This window comes from Pedobacter westerhofensis (genome assembly GCF_900182595.1).
In the GTDB taxonomy this organism is placed as follows: domain Bacteria; phylum Bacteroidota; class Bacteroidia; order Sphingobacteriales; family Sphingobacteriaceae; genus Pedobacter; species Pedobacter westerhofensis.
In genome coordinates, this window is sequence record NZ_FXTN01000018.1 from 1 (window position 1) to 20,949 (window position 20,949).

At 37.8% G+C, this 20,949-nt stretch carries 15 protein-coding genes; 8 read left to right on the forward strand and 7 right to left on the reverse strand.

Annotation, left to right across the window (positions count from 1 at the left end):
• Window positions 1–113 precede the first annotated feature (113 nt).
• Together FN831_RS25920 and FN831_RS25925 are read right to left on the reverse strand one after the other, a co-directional pair.
• Window positions 114–332: a helix-turn-helix domain-containing protein gene (locus tag FN831_RS25920; RefSeq protein ID WP_142531128.1), complete on the reverse strand. Its 219-nt coding sequence runs from the start codon at window positions 330–332 to the stop codon at window positions 114–116.
• A gap of 253 nt (window positions 333–585) precedes the next feature.
• On the reverse strand, window positions 586–1,305 hold the full coding sequence (locus FN831_RS25925) for a glycosyltransferase family 2 protein (protein WP_142531129.1): 720 nt from the start codon (window positions 1,303–1,305) through the stop codon (window positions 586–588).
• A 182-nt stretch (window positions 1,306–1,487) separates the two neighbouring features.
• Here FN831_RS25925 and FN831_RS25930 point away from each other — a divergent pair, with 182 nt between their 5' ends.
• From FN831_RS25930 to FN831_RS25945, 4 genes are all read left to right on the forward strand, one after another.
• A complete protein-coding gene (locus FN831_RS25930) occupies window positions 1,488–2,153 on the forward strand; it encodes a glycosyltransferase family 2 protein (protein WP_185960609.1) in 666 nt (221 codons plus the stop codon).
• A complete protein-coding gene (locus FN831_RS25935) occupies window positions 2,150–2,824 on the forward strand; it encodes a glycosyltransferase family 2 protein (RefSeq protein WP_142531131.1) in 675 nt (224 codons plus the stop codon). Before FN831_RS25930 ends, FN831_RS25935 begins: the two co-directional genes overlap by 4 nt.
• 26 nt (window positions 2,825–2,850) lie before the next feature.
• Window positions 2,851–3,132, forward strand: coding sequence for a hypothetical protein (locus tag FN831_RS25940; RefSeq protein WP_142531132.1), 282 nt, complete (start codon window positions 2,851–2,853; stop codon window positions 3,130–3,132).
• Between the two features lie 127 nt (window positions 3,133–3,259).
• Window positions 3,260–3,547: a hypothetical protein gene (locus tag FN831_RS25945; RefSeq protein ID WP_142531133.1), complete on the forward strand. Its 288-nt coding sequence runs from the start codon at window positions 3,260–3,262 to the stop codon at window positions 3,545–3,547.
• Between the two features lie 227 nt (window positions 3,548–3,774).
• Here FN831_RS25945 and FN831_RS25950 read toward each other — a convergent pair whose 3' ends face one another.
• The 4 genes from FN831_RS25950 to FN831_RS25965 form a co-directional block, all read right to left on the reverse strand.
• The gene (locus FN831_RS25950) at window positions 3,775–5,568 is read right to left on the reverse strand and encodes an FKBP-type peptidyl-prolyl cis-trans isomerase (protein ID WP_142531134.1); all 1,794 of its coding nucleotides are present in this window, start codon (window positions 5,566–5,568) and stop codon (window positions 3,775–3,777) included.
• Window position 5,569: 1 nt separating this feature from the next.
• Window positions 5,570–6,406 (reverse strand): hypothetical protein, encoded by an 837-nt coding sequence (locus FN831_RS25955; protein ID WP_142531135.1) that lies wholly within the window; start codon window positions 6,404–6,406, stop codon window positions 5,570–5,572.
• A 610-nt stretch (window positions 6,407–7,016) separates the two neighbouring features.
• Window positions 7,017–8,405: a RagB/SusD family nutrient uptake outer membrane protein gene (locus FN831_RS25960; RefSeq protein WP_142531136.1), complete on the reverse strand. Its 1,389-nt coding sequence runs from the start codon at window positions 8,403–8,405 to the stop codon at window positions 7,017–7,019.
• Window positions 8,406–8,415: 10 nt separating this feature from the next.
• Window positions 8,416–12,051 (reverse strand): SusC/RagA family TonB-linked outer membrane protein, encoded by a 3,636-nt coding sequence (locus FN831_RS25965; RefSeq protein WP_142531137.1) that lies wholly within the window; start codon window positions 12,049–12,051, stop codon window positions 8,416–8,418.
• 752 nt (window positions 12,052–12,803) lie between these two features.
• On the opposite strand from FN831_RS25965, the gene FN831_RS25970 reads away from it, so the two are divergent.
• Window positions 12,804–14,108: a glycosyltransferase family 2 protein gene (locus tag FN831_RS25970; RefSeq protein ID WP_142531138.1), complete on the forward strand. Its 1,305-nt coding sequence runs from the start codon at window positions 12,804–12,806 to the stop codon at window positions 14,106–14,108.
• Window positions 14,109–14,634: 526 nt separating this feature from the next.
• Here the strand turns inward: FN831_RS25970 and FN831_RS25975 are convergent.
• The gene (locus FN831_RS25975) at window positions 14,635–15,966 is read right to left on the reverse strand and encodes an aspartyl protease family protein (RefSeq protein WP_142531139.1); all 1,332 of its coding nucleotides are present in this window, start codon (window positions 15,964–15,966) and stop codon (window positions 14,635–14,637) included.
• Window positions 15,967–16,151: 185 nt separating this feature from the next.
• Here FN831_RS25975 and FN831_RS25980 point away from each other — a divergent pair, with 185 nt between their 5' ends.
• The 3 genes from FN831_RS25980 to FN831_RS25990 all read left to right on the forward strand — a co-directional run bounded on the left by FN831_RS25980 (window position 16,152) and on the right by FN831_RS25990 (window position 20,714).
• On the forward strand, window positions 16,152–17,348 hold the full coding sequence (locus FN831_RS25980) for a glycosyltransferase family 4 protein (RefSeq protein WP_142531140.1): 1,197 nt from the start codon (window positions 16,152–16,154) through the stop codon (window positions 17,346–17,348).
• A 77-nt stretch (window positions 17,349–17,425) separates the two neighbouring features.
• Window positions 17,426–18,094 carry a glycosyltransferase family 2 protein gene (locus tag FN831_RS25985; RefSeq protein ID WP_185960610.1) on the forward strand — a complete coding sequence of 223 codons (669 nt, stop codon included), beginning with the start codon at window positions 17,426–17,428 and terminating at the stop codon, window positions 18,092–18,094.
• Window positions 18,095–18,338: 244 nt separating this feature from the next.
• Window positions 18,339–20,714: an alpha-L-rhamnosidase-related protein gene (locus FN831_RS25990; RefSeq protein ID WP_142531142.1), complete on the forward strand. Its 2,376-nt coding sequence runs from the start codon at window positions 18,339–18,341 to the stop codon at window positions 20,712–20,714.
• Window positions 20,715–20,949 lie beyond the last annotated feature (235 nt).

Consider the following 20,949-nt stretch of genomic DNA (forward strand, 5'->3'; position numbering starts at 1 on the left):
AACTCCTTCGGGTATGCTTTTCTCTGTTGTGACATAATTTCTGTTAAGATAAGTAATCCTCTTAACTCTGTGTCTACTCAAATGTAGCAAGTCCACTCCGATTATCTCTAAGATCAATTATTCTTTGTTCGTCTTCGGAAGAAACTTTTGTTTTTTTTCCTAGGACGTTTGCTAAGTTCATTTAGGCCCTCTATTCCTAACTCCTTATAACAATTAAGCCATTTTCGAAGGGTAGGACGTGAGATCCCACACTTCCTACAAACAATTCCAGCGTTACCTATATCAAGATAAAGCTGCATCCAATTAAGCCGGGTCTTTATTTCGTCATTCATTGTTCCCAACACGTTAAATGTAGTGAAGGCCGGTGGCCTTCACTACATTTAACGTAAAGTGATTGAAACGATCTATATAAATCACATACCTAATTGGAACATGACATTATCTCTCAGCTATACATTATGTTTGAAGATAGAATAAAACTGCATCTACAAAATGGTTGACCAACTACTTACAGTTCAATTTACACTACCGGCTTAAAAAACAAAGAACTTGTTCTCCTGCCGGCTAACTACTCAATGCTTGCAATCAATCACTAATTACCCATCCTACCCCCATTCTATAATTCCATTTTTTTTCCCAATAAGCTATCTCACCGTATGTTAGCTCTTGTTGTTTATCTAAAGGCTGACTCAACAGTGTTTTACTCTCCAAATGATCTACCACTGATGATGTAACTAATGCATGTTTTAATTGTAAGAACCATAATATATTTCCATAATCATTGTCCGCGCACCAGAATCTGAAATTTTCATCCAGTTTACCCATCTTCTGCAAGATACTACGTTTAAAAAACAAACACCACCCGGCAACTTCAGCTCTTACGCGGTATCCAACATGAACACTACCGTCCAAAACATAACCTGCCTGAGGGTGATAGAGGCTGCAAGCAGGCGAACCACTTTCTAATTTATATTTTTCAAAGGCATTTAACATACTGGAGGCCCATCCATTGTGAAATATCAAATCATTATTACATATACAGATATGAGGAGACGAGGTCAAATCTATACCGAGATTCATATAACGATTATATCCAAATTCTACATCTGGATATATCGTAGCTGTTCCATCATATTGATATGGCTTCAATGAAATTTCAGATTCAACTAAAATAATATTAAATTTTATTTTGGTTGGATCTTCAGAATTTAACAAGGAACTGATACAATTATCCGTGATATCTTTAAGCTGCTTATTATGAGCATAACTTAAAATGATTATGTCGATTTCTTTTTTCTTTTCCATTTTCTGTTAAATAATAGTGCATAGGGTTATTACATTTATCTATTCAAGATACATAGAAATAAAATTCTCACCATAATTTAATAAGTTATGAGTCAAATGACCACTTATTCACTATGGGACAAATGTCGCTAACAATCCTTTTGAATTTTTATAATTTTATCTTAAACAAAAATCAGATTAGTATGACAACTTCACCGCTTGTTTCTTGCATTATGCCAACGGCAAATAGACAACGATTCCTGCCTTTAGCGATAGACTATTTTCTTCAGCAGGACTATAAAAATGCTGAGTTAATTATAATGGATGATGGCAACGAATCAGCTTTTGATTTGATTCCCTCTAACCCAAAAATCCATTATTTCTATACAGAACCAATTGGAACTATTGGCATTAAAAGAAATGTTGCCTGTCAAAAAGCTAATGGTGAAATTATCTTGCATTGGGATGATGATGACTGGTATGCTTCCAATTGGATTACTCGTCAAGTAGATGCCCAATTGAATTCGGGTGCAGATATCACTGGATTAAATCAGGTCATGTTTTACTCTCCTTCACTAAACAAAAGATATATGTATGAAGATACGGATATGGAAAAACCTTGGTTATGTGGCGCCACGATGGCATATAAAAAAACATTTTGGGAAAAGCATTCTTTCGTAGATCTGCAAGTTGGTGAGGATTATGATTTTGTATGGAATTCCGGAGGGACAATATTTGCCATTAACTATATACAGGGATTTATCGCTGTTTTACATGCAAATAATACTAGTATTAAGCCTATAGAGAATCCAAAACACAAAAAGAATCCAGTTGGCTGGAAAGAATCTACAAACCAAAAAAAGTTATGAGTGATTATCATGTTTCTTGCATAATGCCAACCGCAAATAGAGAGCTATATATTCCATTAGCGGTAGACTATTTTCTAAATCAGAGCTATCGCAATGCCGAACTCATCATTGTTGATGATGGAAAAAACTCAGTGAAGCACCTTTTACCAAATCATTACAGAATAAAATATTTTTATACAGCTCCTCTCGGTAGTATTGGTTTGAAGAGGAATTATGCTTGTCTAAGAGCAGCCGGAAAAATTATCGTTCATTGGGATGATGATGACTGGTATGGTCAAGAATGGATTACAAGGCAAGTAAGAGCTTTAGAGACTTCTGGTGCTGACATCTGTGGTTTAAATCAGATCACCTTCTATTCTCCCTTAGTACAGAAGTATTGGAGATATGACGGAGAAGATAAAGAGCGTCCTTGGTTGGCCGGTGCAACAATGGCTTATTGGAAGTCATTTTGGGTTAAACATCCCTTTAAAGATTTGCATATTGGCGAAGATTATGATTATATCTGGAATAATCAAGCCAAGATTTACGCGCATGATTATGTTGATGGATTTTACGCAACTCTTCATGCTAAGAACACAACTCTCAAACCATTTGAGAATAAAAGACATAAAAAACATGCAATAAAATATATGGATGTGCCATATAACGGGAATGCCGAAAACCCTGAATAGAGTAGGATTTACAATAAACTAAATATATGCCGTGGTATAAATTGATCAATAATGAACTTGACATATGTAATCCAGATAGCTATATAATTGTTGACAAAGCCCCTGAATGCGTGGATGGTCCTTACCTTTGCGCGATATTTGCTGATGAAATTCCTGAAGATATTGAGCGAAGACCTGATATCGAGGGTACGCCAGGATTACTATTCTATATCATACGAGCGCTGGCTTCTGGTAAAGGCCAACCTTCATCTACATTTCCACCCGTACCTATTGAAGTGAGAATGCGCCCAGATTTAAATGATAAATAGCTCTGCTACTAACAATTGTGAAAATAAGTTAGAACAGAATAAAGGGAAAAGCCTATACCCTAAAGACAAACAGGCCTTAACTTAAAGTTTTTTGATAGCTTTTTGATTTATAAAAGCATCCTCAATTATGGCTAAAGCCTGGTATGTTTATAACGGAAGTACTAATGCAGACGCACAATATTCGGCAGGTAATTATAGAATATTAAGTCCAGACAATAAACCTGCATGTGTAAATGGGACCCAGATTTGCGCAATTTATGCTAATTTTACAGGAACGAGCCCAACACTGAATCCTGATATTTTGAGTTTAAATATAAAACAGTATATTGCTAATGGACTTGCCACCTTGGTTGCGCAGCCGCAGATCCCAACAGACGCCAAAAGACACATATATCTTAAAACTATATTAGCTTAAAATGTAATTAAATTTACCCGATAAATTGAGGACACTTATTCTGTAATTATTATTGTCATCCCAATTTGGGCGATAAATAAAACAGTTATAAATGTTTGTACTAAATAACATAGTGGAAATAAAAGTTGTTATTTCCACTATATCTAGCGCTTTGTAAATTATAGGTGCAAAATAAACACCAGAACTATGACGGATGTGTATCAAGAGTAACTTTTAATTGAATGTTATCACATTTTACTAACGATTTCTACATCAAAAATCAATGTGCTATTGGGTGGAATCTTTCCTTGCGCGGTATGTTTACCATAGGCAAGTTGAGCGGGGATAGATATAATATTCCTCTGCCCTACTGACATTAACGATAATGCTTCTTGTAATCCAGGGATTAGATTAGATACAACTATTTCTATAGGCCTACCGTGCTCCAAAGAGCTATCAAATATCTTTCCATTAACCTGTGTTCCAGTATAATTAATTAAAATCCGACTATCACGATTTATGTGCACACCATTTCCCTGTTTCAGAATTGAGTATTGAATACCAGAAGGTAACACTACAACCGATTTTTGTGACTTGTTGCTCTCCAGATATTTAAGACTCTCATCTTCGCTACTATTTGACATGTTAGATTGTGTCAATTTCTTCACTTTAGTTGAATGCTGAAGTTCTTTATCAATAACTAATCCACCTTTTATTTCTGTGAAAATTAATTTATCCACTAATCTTTTTTCGATATAAAGTTTCAAATCATACTTACCAATGACTTCATTAATTGATGAAATGTCCATAGGATCTTTAATATTTATTTGCATCCATAAATTGGCTGAAGCTTTAAAATCAGATTCCACTATAGGAGTTTCGTCAAAGACGTAAGGATGATCCTCCTTGTTGTTTAACATTGAAACCATTCCATCTGCTGTTATTCCGACCTTATCTACCTTATAACTTCCAAAATTATTAGAATTCTTAAGACATCTCAATACCCACACATTTTCTTCGCGCTTCTCCCAGCGCACATTTAAACCGAGTAATCTATCTAAATCTAAAATAGTTCGTTTGTAAAGAGCTGTATCGTTTTGCCCTGTTTCAGGATATATTGACTCAAAGCAGATCGCATTTTTTGTAACCCATTCCTGTGGATAAGGATTTTCTGAATAGTTATGCCTATATTTTGATCGATCTCTCACCTCCCAAACTGTTTGATTTGAGTCGACACCCATTGAGGGCTTTACCAATTTACCTAATGGATAAATGTTTAACCAATTTATTACATATGCTACGTGAATAGGTTGATTCAAAAACCATGTTCTAATTGTTTTCGCCGAAGTATCCTTGTCAATGCCATATCCACCACTAAATCCCATGGAATTGACACCCGGCTTATAATCACTAATACCAACATAAGAAATTGGACCAATTTTAGGATTATAGCTGCCTTTCAGATTAAACAATTTTTGAGATTTATCATACTTGAAAAAATCATATTTGACCGCCCAATCAATCTTATCCCCTCTTAAAATTCTTTCTATATTTGGAACATCAACATATTCTGTAGAAGTAATAGCCACAATTTTCCCTTGATAAATCCATACTTCGTGGGGAACTCCGACATGGGGAAAATACGTATTAAAAAGCTTATCTTCGACGACAGTTGAAAGCTTGAGAGATTTTGTATATTTATTTGTTGTCCAAAATGAAGCGATTTTCTCGAATTTTTCATATGTGACAGGTAATATCTTTATTCTATCTCCAAATCTATTCTGAAGTTGTTCCATTCGTGGAAATGCCGCAATACATCCGCTGCAATACGTAGACCAAAAGTCAACAATTAACAATTTATTATTGAATTCTTTAGTCCACAGATTTTTTTCATCAGAATTATATATTCTTTTTACCATGAAATTAGGCAAAGTGTCTCCAACCGTCAAAGGTTTCAACTCGACCGCCAATGAGCAGATATTTGTTGATAGTATTAATGCTATTAACAAACTACATTTATTCAGATTAATTTTTGTTTTCATATCAAATTTTGTCGCTTATTACTATCACTTCCATATCTCTATAATCCTCAACTATTTCGAAGCCCCAATTACTAAAGCATGTTTTTAGCTGAGAGTAATCTTTACAAGAAAGCAGTTTTGCATCTATTTTGACTTTGCCTTTATAATTTGTTCCATTGATAACAGGAGCAATCGCCAACCTATTTACTTTATAAATTAAATCTTCTAAAGAAATATTCTCAGATCTGGGAATGTGGGACTTGTCAACTTTTGGAAAGTTTTTCAGTTTATTACTTCGACGATTGATGCTCATTAATGTAATAACATTCATTTTTCTTACCTCCTTGGTTACTTTAAGATTAAGGAGAAATTCCATATCTCTTTCTGCAATAGAAATTATATCAAATCCTGCATCAGGTATAACTAATTGGTAGCAGTGAGCGTTTTTTTTAAGCCAATCAACTTCACTTTCCTTTTGTGAATCGTATACAAATTTCGAAGGATTTTTAACCTTCAAAATCACTTGTGTCGGAAATAAATACCCATGCGTAAACATATCTACAATTGATAAATTCCACATACTTAAAATTCTTATCCCCGAAGTTGTATCAACTTGTATAGTATAATTTCTACCACAACTTTCATGTATCACATTCTTGCGTGCTAAAAAACCACTGATTAAGGAATAACGCAGAAAACCATTTTTATTTAAGATTTGTTCTTTTTTTAATTCAAAACCTAGATCCAATTGGTTATTTACAGGGGATACAGATTTAGAAAATGTTCTACTACGGTCTTGTGCCAATAATTGTATTGAAAGTACTATTAAGATAATGATGAATTTCAGGGAAGATGTCATATAACATATTTGTTTGATGTATATATAGTATAACAATGGCTGATAATATCCTAAATATTCTATTTTTTTCTTTGTGCCATATGCCCTACTAAACAAATTCTAATAGTGCTAAATTAGTATTGCAATTCTTCACCAGGCATTTATTTTCAAATTAGGTGAAGCAAAGGGATGTGCCGAAAACCCTGTAATATAGTAGGCTTAACTTAAAGTTTTTCTAATCGCTTTTTGATTTATAAAAGCGTTATTTATTATGCCAAGAGGATGGTTTTCATACAACGGGGCGACTGGTAGCAACGCCGATTTAGCTGCTGGAAATTACAACTATTTGGAAGGTGTGCCATTTGAATGTAATGGAACTAGTGCAATTTGTGCTATCTATGCATATTATAATGCAGGTACCATATTAGGTCCAACAACAAATCCAAGAGCACCTTTAACCCCGCACGTACAAAATTACATTGTAACATCTCGTACATTGGGAGTAAACGGAATACCGCAAGCTGCAAAACCCTATTTATACAAAAAAACCCTTTAATATCGCAGCTAAAAAGGGGGCATTACTGCCCCCTTTTTAGCTTATCATTACAATATCTGCTATATTTAGATTAATCTAGCGGCTATTTTGGACTGTTCCAAATTGGATAACAGTATTTGGTATCAATAGAACATACCTTGAATCGTTTGGTGGTAAAGTAAAAATACTTCCAGCTAAGGTCCTTCTCAAAGTTGTCGCAAACCTTGGATCTTTGTTAAGTCTACGTAAGTCTGTCCATCTCAAACCTCTCATTAATAACTCTTTTCGTCTTTCCACTAGTATTTTGGTAAGCGCATCTTCAGCACTTGTTGCTGTCATGTCAATATATTTTCCACTCGCCCAACGTGTTCGTAACAATATATTAAGATCAGCCATAGCTGAGCTTATATTTCCGTTTCGAGCATAACTTTCTGCACGTATTAGATATAATTCATCAACCGCTAATCCATTGAATAAGAAGGAGGATGCTGACTCATTATAATTTCCTGAAAATCGGTAAGATTTTGATGCATTTGTATTTCTCTTCAAAAATAGTTTCTTTCTCAGATCATTAGACGAATACATGGCAGTTAATTCGGGATTAATTTGTGCGATCGGATCACTATCTGTACCAGGTTCGAGCAAGGAACTATTTGTAGTGATGTTATGGAAAATTACCTCGTTATTATAAATAGCAAAAGGGGCAACCGACAAAGTATCCAATGTATTGAAATCAAGTAATTGATTATAAATTTGAAGAGCGGAATTTGCATTCGAAAGGGCTTGTTCATAGTCTTCCATGGATTGAAGAACTCTCGCCAACATCCCATATCCAGCTACTTTAGATGGTCGGCTAGATATTGTCACTTTAATTGGCAATAATGAAATAGCCTCCTTTAGATCATTCACTATCTGATTATAAGTTTGCTGCAATGTACCTCTCGAGACTTTATCATTTATATCTGAATTAAGTTTGAGAGGTATTCCAAGTTCCGTGTTGGCGTTTGCAGAACTAAAAGGTTTTGCAAAAAGTTGAGCAATCTGCCAATGCCCCCAAGCACGGTAGAACAGACCTGCACCTCTCTCCTCATTTAGAAGTTGAGTATTAGATTGGCCATCTTTGATGAATTTTTCAGCATATTCAACAATTAAATTAGCATTGTAAATAACGTTGTAGGTATTCTGCCATTGCAAACCAGCGGAACTGCGTATTGCTGTGCCTGACCAACCGTAAAAATCCCTGTCTTCTCCTGAAACATTATCTGAAAAATATGCTGAGCTATCCACATAGAAATCATCCATCGAAAGATTCATATCGCTTGGAGATCCAGCATTCATCAATCCATTATCTAATAATAGTTGCAAATCATTGGCGTTAGAAATCGGTGATTGAGTGTTAGTTCGTTTTATGTCTAAATATTTTTCACATGAACTAGATCCTATCCATAGTATCATTAGTAATATTTTAAAAAATTTGATTTTCATTATATTATTATTAAAAGTTACCACTTAAACCAAAACTATATGTGCGCGGATTTGGGTAATCATAGGTATCAGGATCGATACCTAATTTGTTTGCTCTCCAAATAACCCCGAAATTATTCATATTCAGATATATGCGAAGATTTTTCAGTAATGACTTCTGCGAATGTAAACCGTATGAAAAATTTATTTCTTGCAACCGCAAATGGTCTCCTCTCAGGACATTTATTTCAGACAATGCATAAAAATCATCGCGAAGGGAGCTTACTGGAAAGGTCAATGAAGGCACATTAGTCAGTAATTCATCACCAGGTTTTTGCCATCTTCTTGAATACTCCTCTCTCTGCAGACTTGGGGTATTACCAAAAAGCAAGCTATAATTAAGAGGATTCTGTTTTCTGAAATAATATCCTAATTTATATAAAATGTTGAAAGACATGGACAATTCACCATAACTTATTGTATTTCTTAAAGAGCCATAATAAGTTGGCACAGCTGAACCAAAGAATCGCAATGATGATACCGGAGCATTTCGGATTTCAGTTAATGCATTGTTACCAGCGGCACTGCTGGAAATATCAACTACATGGCCATCTACAATCCCACGGGGATCACCAGTAATTGGATTTAGTCCAGCCCACTTAAATGCGAACATCGAAGAAAGATCATATCCTTCCCTATAACTACTACTTAAAAGGACTTGTCCAGCAGAGGTGGCATTTGCAATAAAAAGCTTAGATACTTTAACCCTGTTATAGCTAAGTAAGAAATTACTACTCCAGCTAAAGCGACCATATTGTAAATTAATGGAACTTAAATTCAAATCCATCCCCCACCCATGAATACTTCCGATATTAAGTGTTTGCTGGCTATATCCTGTCGTGGGATCTACAGGAGCTGGAGATAGTAAATCCTTAGTTCTCTTATCATAATACTCTAAACTTCCAGATATTCTGTTATTCCTAAATCCAAAATCCAGTCCTAAGTTCAAGATACCTGTTTTTTCAGGACGCAGTCGCAAATTTGTGGCATCAGCCTGTGTACCTGCGTAATACAACCCATTTCCTCCAGGAATTTGACTATAAAATATTATTGGGTATGCGCTAACAGCTGGATTCACATTACCATTATATCCATAGGTTGTCCTTAATTGTAATTTAGGCAATAAATTCAGATGATAAAAGCCTTCATTGCTAATATTCCAACTCAGTCCAGTCGACCAGAAGGGAGTGCCTCCTTTGTTGCTACCCATTCCAAAATCACTAGATGCATCTTTTCGTAAACTTCCTGATATTGAATATTTTCGGTCATATGTATAAGCAGCGTTTGCGTATTCACTAATTGTTCTTGACTGAATACTGGTGAAAGCATTGGGTAGAACAGGGAGCTTCGAGGACACTGCACCTATTGAGTTAGTGTACAAAGTTGAGAAAAAAGTATTAAATGGTAAATAATTGTTGTTACTTAAAAATTCCTCATCGTAGCCGTAATAATCATTTGCGGTTGTTGTTGAAAAATATTTACTAATATCAATACCTGAAATCCCTGAAAGTACATGTTTCTCATTCCATATTTTATTTATATTTAATTGACCACGGAGTGTTTGATTTTGTGGATCGCCCATATAGGTTCTCAAAAGCCCGCCAAGTGGAAGATTTCTTACAAAAGTCGTTGGACTTGTAAAAAGATTTATCAAATCCCTCATGTAAAAAGAATTTTGTCTATACAGAGTATTTCCCTGATCTCTGCCCTTATTATAATTATAAGCTACGTTTGCAGAAAAAATTGAATTGATGTTATATCTTGCACTAATACCTAAGTTGATGTTTTGAGAACTTGTTTTGGCATAACCTTCATTAATGTCTTCGAGGGGAACATAATTGAGATTCAAAACTTTGTTTCCATAAGTAGATTGAAACAAATCCACCCATGCAGGTCGATAAATCCTTGCCAAGCTCAAAGGATTTCCAGCATCATCCACTAATTCGGAATAGGGATAAAAGACTTCATTTGTTACCCCTGTAATTTTGTTATTTGGTGCTTGATTATTCGTATGTTGTAAACTATAATTGATAGTGGTTTGTAATTCAAGTTTTTTTAGAGGTCGAATACTGGTTGTATAACTTAAGACAATGCGATCTCCTGTTGATTTTTTTGTATTGTTCGATATTTTGTCATATGATCCAGCTAACCGATATGCTACGTATTTACTTCCACCATCTACACCTATCGAATAACTCTGTCGCAAAGAGTTTCTAAGAAAATACTCCGAGTAATCCCTTCTAATATCATTGCCTCGTAATGCATCTAGAGCTGCATCAGTTTGACTTTGGGTGGTTTCTCCGCGTTTTTGTTTACTCAAAATTTCATCAACTGGTGAGATTCTCTTTTGTGGTAATCGCAGCGTTGCCACTGTGGGATTTGTTACATTAATATTATTTTGCCTAAAACGTATGGCTTGAGCATCTATAAAATCAGAAACACTCATCATTTTATTATAAAAGATGTCAAATTTATTGGTTATATTAGTATTAGTGTTAAATGATACACTTACCGGTTTTTCGAAATTTCCTCTTTTAGTTTTAACAACTATGACTCCATTAGCTGCTCTCGAACCCCAGATGGATGCTGCTGCTGCATCTTTTAATATAGTTATGCTTTCAACTTCGTTAGGGTTTACAAAGTCAATAGAATAGGGGCTAGCGATACCATCTATAATTACAAGAGGAACTCCTGTTTCTCCATTAATAGCGCTCGGCAAAGTCGTTTTCCCTCGTATAGTAAGATTAACAAGTGGCGATGGTGCGTTAGTGGATACGTTATCACTGGAGTTCGTCGCACTAAGTTGATTATTAAAATTCATGCTGGTCGTGATTCCCTCCAACCGCCTCAAAAGATTCGGATCAGTACTATGTTGTAATTGCTCCTTAGTGATCACTTCAAATGATCCAGTAGCTCGTTCTTTAGGTAAATCCTGATATCCTGTACTTACTACATTCACTTCCCCTAGGTTATTACTACCAGGCACCATCTTAACACCAACCTGATTAGGATCAACTCCACTTAGTGTAATTTCTTTAGTTAAATATCCTATATAAGAAACCAGTAATGATCCTCCCTTCTTAGGTCCGTAGATTGCAAATGTCCCTTTAGGTGTAGTATAAGTAACCTTCCTACTGTCCTTCACTCTTACCGTGGCTCCAGCCATAGCCTTCCCATTTTCATCGGTGATTGTTCCTTTGTAAACTATAGAATCCTGTCTCGAAATCAGATCTGTCAAAGTAATTGGAACATCTTTGGCACGCACAATAATACTCTCGTCCTGCATTTTGAAATCCAGATTCTGTTTATTTAAGCAAGTGACCATTACTTCAGCTATCGGAGTAGCATTGAAATGAGCATCGATTACCTGATCTCCATTTAACTTCTCTTTTTGCCAGAGAACATCATATCCCGTCTGTCGTTTAATTTCTTTAAAAACTTGTCTCAGCGTAATCCCTTTTTGATTTAATGTAAGTTTCTGCCCGTAAGTGCCCGCACTTACTTGCATCATTCCTGCAAGAATCAAAATGGTTATCAGCCGCATGATCAATAAAAATTTATACAGGCCACCTTTAGGGCGCCCTGAGGGTTTAGTATAAAATTTCATACATTTGTTTGCTTGTTTTAGTCGCAAAGAAAATTTTCTGCTAGGTTCTTTTTCTTTGCTGGGTCAATTGGTTGTGTTTAAATCAATTCCGCTAAACCGCAATAGCCAGGAGTGTTCGCAGCATTCCTGGTTTTCTTCCGATTCACGATTATTATTGTTCAGGGAACGGCCATAATCCTCCTTCCACCAATCCAACCGGATTATTTCTGAATGTTTCTTTGTACAGTGATTCCATAGGCTATTAACTTAAATGTATAGCAAACTGGTAACATGTCCTAAGTCACAATTTCATTTATTTTCATACGCAGGTTATGAATTGATATTCAGGGACAGTTGACCTCGATACGGCTCTGTGGTATTGGTAAATTAGAGTATCAGGGCCAGACCGAAAACCCTTCAACAGAGTAGGTGTAAACTAAAGTTTTTGACTGCTTTTTGATCGACAAAAGCAGCGTAGATTATGGCTAGAGCATGGTATGCATTTACTAATATCAGCGCAGATCCCCTACTCGCTTCAAGTTATAAAAGGGTGACGAATACTCCGTCTTGTATCAATGGCACTGGAATATGTGCAATATATGTCTATTACATAGGTGATTCACCAGCAGTTGGAACTGCACCGTTATCCCCGCTAACCAGAAACATTCAGGAATATATTGTCAACGGATTGGTTAACCTTGTTGCAGAGCCAGACCTTCCTGATGGTTCAAAGAAATATCTATACCTAAAATCACCTATTATATAATCCGGGCATGGAGCAGCCACTTGTTTCCTGTATCATGCCCACGGCAGACAGGCACCAGTTCATTCCCTATGCCATAGATTATTTTCTGCATCAGAATTACCCCAATACTGAACTGATTATTCTGGATACGGGAAAGACTTCCTGTGCTGACTTAGTGCCGGTAGATTCGCGTATACGCTATCAATATACCAATACGCTTATGGCACTGGGAGACAAGAGGAATCTGTGCTGTGGCGAAGCGAGGGGACACATTATTGTACACTGGGACGACGACGACTGGTATGCTGAAGACTGGATAGCTAATCAGGTAAAAGCGCTGGTATCTCATCCCGGGGTTGAGATCACGGGATTGAGGAACATCGACTTCTTTTCTGCGCTAACAAATGAACGTTGGGAATTTAACGATACGGATGATGATAATCCCTGGGTATACGGTGCAACTCTCGCATATTGGAAATCATTTTGGGAACAGAACCCCTTTCGAATAATGAACGCTGGAGAAGATCTGCATTTCGTAAAGAGTCCGGGTGCTGTTATATATCCTCACCGCTATGTAAAAGGCTATCTGGGCATTATTCATGAACAAAATAAAAGTATAAGATTATACGAAAATCCGAAAGAAAAACTGGAACAATCGAAATGGGTAGCGATGATAGAGGGACCTCAGATTTATCATGATAAAGAAAAAATCATTTATCCTGTCAACGCTCCTCTGGTAAGTTGTATAATGCCTACAGCCAACCGCCAGGACTTTATTCCTGCTGCAATTCAAAATTTCCAGAAGCAGGATTATCCCAATATCGAACTGATTATTATCGACGATGGTGTAAAATCTATTCGGAGATTAATTCCTGATGATCCCCGGATAAAATATTATTATTCGGGATCGGCGAAAAGTGTTGGGGAAAAGAGAAACATTGCCTGTTCAAAAGCTTCGGGAGAATATATTGTGCACTGGGATGATGATGATTGGTATGCCGGGGACTGGATTTCACACCAGGTCAATGCACTTACAGAATCAGGCGCAGATATCTCTGGCATTAATCAGGTACAGTTCTTTTCACCTTCAAGTAACAAATACTGGATGACACATAACTACAATTCCAAATCCCCCTGGCTAACAGGTGCAACTTTGATCTATAGAAGATCCTACTGGCAACAACATCCTTTTAAGGATTTACAGGTTGGGGAAGATAATGAATATGTCAGAAGCAATGGCGCAAGGATCTTCGCGCATGACTATTTCCAGGGATTTATCGCAACTTCACATCAGGACAATACAAACGTCAAGTTTATGAATATGCCGAAATAGAACAGAATCATTTGGTTACACATAAGATACTCTTCTGAGACAGATGGCCTCAGCAAGAAACTATTAATAGAGTAAATTAGTACATGATCACAATTTTTTTTGGTATTTAGAAGGCATCAAAAAGCGACCATGCAATGAGGCGATGCTGAAAACCTGAACAGAGTAGGCAAAAATTAAAGTTTTTTGTTTGCTTTTTGATGGATAAAAGCATTCGCATTTATGGCAAGAGATTGGTATGCATATGATGGACGAGGGGACATCAATATTTCATCGAGTTATTATAGAGTAAATGTAAAACCGAGTTGTTTCGATGGCTTGTCCTTATGTGCAATCTATGTACAGGATGGGAAGCCCAACCCAACAAATATTTCAGCGAACGTAAGGCAGTATATTTTCAACGCACTCGTGACTTCAAGGGCACAGCCCGATCGTGAGGGTCAGAAAAAATATGTCTACTTAAAGGGGCAATTGTAAATCTAAACAGCCCAATGATACAAATCATATGTGCTATTGGGCTGTTTAAAAATCAATCCTTTTCCGCTTTCAGGACCTCCATTTCATAAATCAATGTCGCACCGCCTGGTACATCCTCATCACCATCATCACCGCATGCCAGATCAGAAGGAATATAAACAACCCATTTTGATCCTGCAGGCATGAGCAGAGCAGCTTCTTTTACACCCTCCAATGCCTTATCCAGATGGTGCACCCAGGGCTTCCCATCATCATAAGTGCTCCATAATTTCTTTCCGTTAATTAATGTGGTTTTAAAATGCAGGCTCACTCTGTCAGATAATTTAGGTACTGAACCCTTGCCAGTCTTTATGATTCTATATTGCAAACCAGAACTGGTAGTTTTGATACCGGGCTTAAGTTTGTTCTTCATCAAAAAGGCAGCATTTTCAGCTTTGAATCTCTTTTTCTCCATTTCCCGCTCAAAGACATTACCAAAAGAATCATTTGGCTTGAGATAAATTCTTTTACGACCGTAATCCATAATCACATTGAAACGCTTAATGATCTCAATTCCGAGAATTCCCAGGTAGCCATCTTTGGCCTCTGCCTTTTCATTTAATGTCAGGCGGACACTCATCGGACCGAAGTTAAATCCATTAAAAGACATAGATTTAATATCCGCTACCTGATCTTGTGTGACAGCATTCATCCCTCTTCCTATCGTTCTGCTCGTTTCACCCAGTTTACTGTCAAAATTGTGAAACTTGCTGAAGGGAGTACTGATTAGTAAGGGAAAAGCGTTGCCTGTATCAAACATTACTTTTCCGTTGAAAGTCTCGCCATTAGCTAAAGTGATGGATATAGGAAATCTTGGAATCATAACGCTTTTATTAAATTCGAAGGGAATCGCGGTATAACCGGTCGTATCAGCCGGTTGATTTTGATCATAGAGAGATATCTTCTTGCGGTCAAAATCTATTTTTGTGATATAGCGGTTCATCACTTCATATCCGATGATTCCATCGAGCTTTGTACCTAAGCCAGATGATAAGGAAGCAAAATTGACCATCGTGAGATTGATATGTTTAAACTCCGTGTTTCCGACTTTAATACTTTGGTTCAAAGCCATGATATAGCTTTGACTACCCCCGGAACCTGCCACCGAAGCTGGTAGCCTGCTTTCTTTACTGATGCCAGCTCTTTCTGCCGTAGCAGAGTCGATCATCGCACCGGTGGCACCGGTATCAAAAATAAAATTAAGTGTATCGCTGGTACCTGTCTGTGCTTTTACGAATAAATGCTTGCCTCTAAATTCAAAGGGAAGTTCTGCGACCTGGGCGTAAATAGTATGGATACTGCCGAGTACCAAAGTGGCAGCAAGTAAAATGTTTCTAAATCTCATTCTGGTTTTGTGTGAAGAATTATAAATAACTTATCTACTCATTACTGTATGTGGTTTAAGGGCAATATCCCAGTTGCTCCTAAAGAATAAGTAGGCTCCAATTCCAGAGTTTGGGACATTTGCCCCTATGTTTTCGGGATGTCTTATCCTAATTTGCTGATGTAAGAGAACCAAAAAACCGTCTGATGAATAAGATAAGAATAATTGAAGCAGGGAATGAATTGGGATTGGGAGGAACAGAAAACGTAATCCAGTTGTACAGTAAGTTTCTGGATAAAAATTATTTCGATGTTACTGTTGTGGGTATCAGGACTGGCGGAGCAAGAGCGGAAATAATTGAGAACCTGGGCATTAAGGTCATTGTATTAAAGGGAGATTTGAATGCGCTGAAAGCACTCTTACAGGAGGCCGACGTGTTCCACTGGCACGGTGATGGTTCTTTGAATCCTGAGTTGTTCGAAATTGTAAAAGCAAATAAACCCAGGCTGGTCATTCAAACAAATATTTTTGGCTTACATGACCGTTCCCCATTATATGATTGCATAGACTATGATATGTATGTATCCAAAATGATCCTCATCAGAAGAATGATATTGGACCAGGATCTTGCAGACAACTTTGCTGCCAGAAGAAAAGCATTGGCTAATCCCGTTGACGTTTCGCAGATAACAAATACACTATCATCTGAATCCGAACTGCTTGATTTCAAGATGAATAACAAGATGGAAGACTATTTTATCGTCGGGAGGATTGGCAGGGCAAGCGATGCAAAGTTTGATCTGATAACACTGGATGGATTCGCAGCATTTTCAAGTCAGGTCGGCAATGCTCGTTTTTTACTTGTCGGAGCAACTCCAAATATGCTGGAATACGCAAGATATTTGGGCATCACTGATAAACTGATTGTGTTTGAAAATACATTAGATCTCAAACAATTATTAATGTACTATCAGGCTTTGGATATCTTCCTTGCAGCCAGCAGAATCGGAGAAAGCTTTGGCCTTGTTATCGCCGAGGCAATGGCTGCCGGCATTCCGGTAGTCACGGTAAGCCTGCCCCGTAAGGACAATGCGCAAATAGAGCTGGTGGACAACAATCAAACAGGCCTGGTTGTAGAACGCAGCGCAGACAGCATTGCTTCCGCCCTGTTGTATTTATACCAAAATGAAAAGATCAGAAAGGATTTTGCCATAGCATCAAAAAGAAAAGTTTGGAAAGAGTACCGGGCCGACCATATTGTTGGTAGCCTGCAGAACCTCATCCTGAACCATTTTGACATGCCACAGGCAAATGAATATGATTCACTGATCAAAGAGTACGCTGATGAGATTTTAGTTGAATACGCGAACAGATGTACAGATCTGTGGATTCCAGAATCATAATTGTTCTACCAGCAAATTGTAACAAATGTCCCTCGCTGTACCAACACTTCAAGCATAACTTAAGTAAAAAAGAATATATGTATTTAGATGCCGGATCAAGCTTAATGCCCATATTTTCATGGCCAAAAAATTTTACTGAGGTTGACACGAGTTTTCCGCTGGTAACCTGCATTATGCCAACTGCCAATAGAGAGGACTTTATTCCAAAAGCCATAAAATACTTTTTACAACAGGATTATCCTTACAAGGAATTGGTGATCATCGATGATGGATATGAATCAATAGCACGCATGATCCCCAATCTGTACAGTATCAGGTACTTCTATCTCAAAGAGAAGCAATGCATTGGCACAAAGAGAAATATCGCCTGTGAAAAGGCCGCTGGAAGTATAATCATGCACTGGGATGATGACGACTGGTATGCGAATAACTGGATCTCCTACCAGGTCAACAGCATCATAGAAAAAGAGGTCGATATCTGTGGATTAAGCCACGTTCAGTTTTTTTCTGTAAGGGAAAACAAATTCTACATCTCCAAAAATGTCAACGCAAAAAAAAACTGGCTGACTGGTGCTACGCTTGCCTACCGAAAAGCATTTTGGAACAAGCACCCCTTTAAAAATATACATATCGGGGAAGATATTTTATTTGTAAGAAACAAGAACGCCAAGGTTTTTGCACACGACTATTTCAAAGGTTTTCTGGCAATTGTGCATGCAACAAATGCGAGGCTAAAAGAATTTTAATTTTCCTGCATGAATCATCAAAAAAATCTTAATCAAGCTAAATGCTTTTACAAGCTCATTACATGTATTTATGTAGCAGAAATCAAAAGATCAAGTGAAAAACGAGAAAAAATACTGAAACCTAAATAGCTAAATGTTAAATATTTATGTAGATTAGCCGCGCCTATTTACACATATAAGTTGTAGGTAACGCTTAACCAAATATGTAAACCAAAACATTAACCTATACCTAAACATAGGAGCTATGAAATTAAAATTTAACGTGTTTATGCTCTGCATGATCCTTGGGATGTGTGTAGCCAAAGGACAAACTACACCTGTAAATCCTAAATTATTAAAAAGCTCATGGCCTGCATATTGGGTCACCTCCCCTAATGCCATGCAAAGGGAGTATGGTGTGTACCATTTCCGCAGAACATTTAACTTATCTGCAGCTCCCGCAAATTTTATCGTTCACGTAAGTGCTGACAATAGATACCGCTTATTCGTAAATGGAAAACCGGTATGCTCAGGTCCCGCTCGTGGAGATCTCTTCAATTGGTATTACGAGTCTATAGACATCTCATCATATTTAAAGAGAGGTTCAAACACAATCGCCGCATTAGTCTGGAATATGGGAGAATTGGCAGCTGTTGGTCAGATATCCAATCAAACAGCTTTTATGCTGCAGGGCAATGGTGATCCGGAAAAAATAGTGAATACGGGCAAGGATTGGAAAGTAAGCATGAGCAAGGCCTTTTCTCCATGCTCAAAAGATAACATGAAACGTTTACAGGCATACATGGTAGTTGGGCCTGGAGATCAGGTTGATGGAAAAAAATATGCCTGGGGTTGGGAGAATTTATCATATGATGATAGCAAATGGGACAATGCCCTGGAAATCACACATCCAGAGCCTGTTGGCTACGGTACTGACAATCAATGGACAGTGACCCCACGCAGCATACCATTATTTGAGGAACAATTGACAAGGTTTGCCTTTCTTCGAAGGTCATCAGGCATGGAAGCGAACAGTGATTTTTTGCTGGGGAAGAGCGCTTTGAAAATCCCGGCGCAGCAAACAGTGAGTATTCTTATTGATAATTCTGTAAATATATCAGGATATCCGGAAATTCTTACCGCGCACGGAACTGGAGCCACAATCAGGCTCACTTATGCGGAATCATTGTTTGATGCGAAAGGTGTCAAAGGCAACAGGAATGACATTGATCAGAAAGAGATCAAAGGAAATTACGATATATATTTACCAGACGGAGGCGATGACAGGAAATTCCGGCCCTTGTGGATCCGGTCTTTCCGTTATCTGCAGCTAGATATTACTACAAAGGATGAGCCCCTTGAGATCAGAGATATCTATTGTATGAAAACTGGTTACCCCCTGGAAATGAATGCATCCTTCTCCAGCAGTGACCCTACGCTGCGTGAAATTTGGAATGTTGGATGGCGCACAGCGCAGTTGTGTGCGGGAGAGCAATATTATGATACTCCATACTATGAGCAGCTGCAATACACCGGCGATAGCCGGATACAGGCGCTGATCTCGCTGTACATAAGTGGTGACGTCCGGCTGATGCGAAAAGCGATTCTTGATTTTTACCACTCCCGAACACCGGAAGGCTTAACGCAGGGCCGCTATCCAAGTAACCGTCTGCAAATCATTCCAACGTTTTCGCTATTTTGGATATCAATGATTCATGACTACTGGATGTACAGGCATGACGATGCATTTGTAAAACAATTTTTGCCGGCTATCAACGAGATCACGGAGTGGTACAGTGTGCGGATTGATAAGGATAAAAAGATGCTCGGGCCGCTTACCTGGTGGAATTTTATAGACTGGGACAATTTCAATGATTGGGGAACGGCCCCCGGAGCTGATAATGGTAATTCATCAATTATTACGCTTCAATATGCATATACTCTTAATCAGGCCGCCGATCTTTTCAAATCATTCGGTCATGTCAGCCAGTCGGACGAAATGAAGTTACTGGCTGCAGAATTGAATCAAAATACGTTCATGGCATGCTTTAATGCTGAGAAGGGATTAATAGCTGATACGCCCGATCAGCAAACTTACAGTCAGCACGCCGGAATTTGGGCAGTCCTTAGTGGAGCGGTACCACAAAATGAAGTTCCCAGAATCATGCAGAAATTACTGCAGGACAAGTCAATAGGCCAGGTCACTTTCTTTTACCGTTTTTATCTAACCCAGGCATTGCGAAAAGCAGAGCTGGCTGATGTTTATTACAGTGAGCTTACTCCATGGCGCGACATGCTGAAGCTTGGTTTAAGTACTTTCGCAGAAAAACCCGAACCTACAAGGTCTGATTGCCATGCATGGAGTGCAAGTCCTAACTATGATTTTCTGGCAACGATTTGCGGGATCACCTCTGATGCGCCGGGATTTGAAAGAGTGCTGATCAGGCCTTTTCTGGGGGAGCTAACCCAGGCAGAATGTACCATGCCACATCCATCTGGACAGATTGCTGTAAAGCTTCAGCGCACAGGTGAATCCGGGGTCAGAGCGGAAATTAAATTGCCAGAAGGATTAACAGGAACATTTGCATGGAAGAATAAAACCTCAAAACTTCATAGTGGCACTCAGACTATTGTTTACTAGTTATTTAGGGCGGACCTGTTAGCGTCAAAGGTTACGAAATCAATTATATGACCGGTCAAGTTTAGATTGCCCCAAAATTCCCTTCAGTTATAGATGTAATTGTTAAGATAAATATTTCCATCTAAAAAGGTCAGAAATCCTATATTTTGCATAATTAGAGGGTTTGAAGCAATAAATTAATATTAATGATAAGATACAGGCATAAGTTGACAATAAAATGTTAGTATATTTTGCG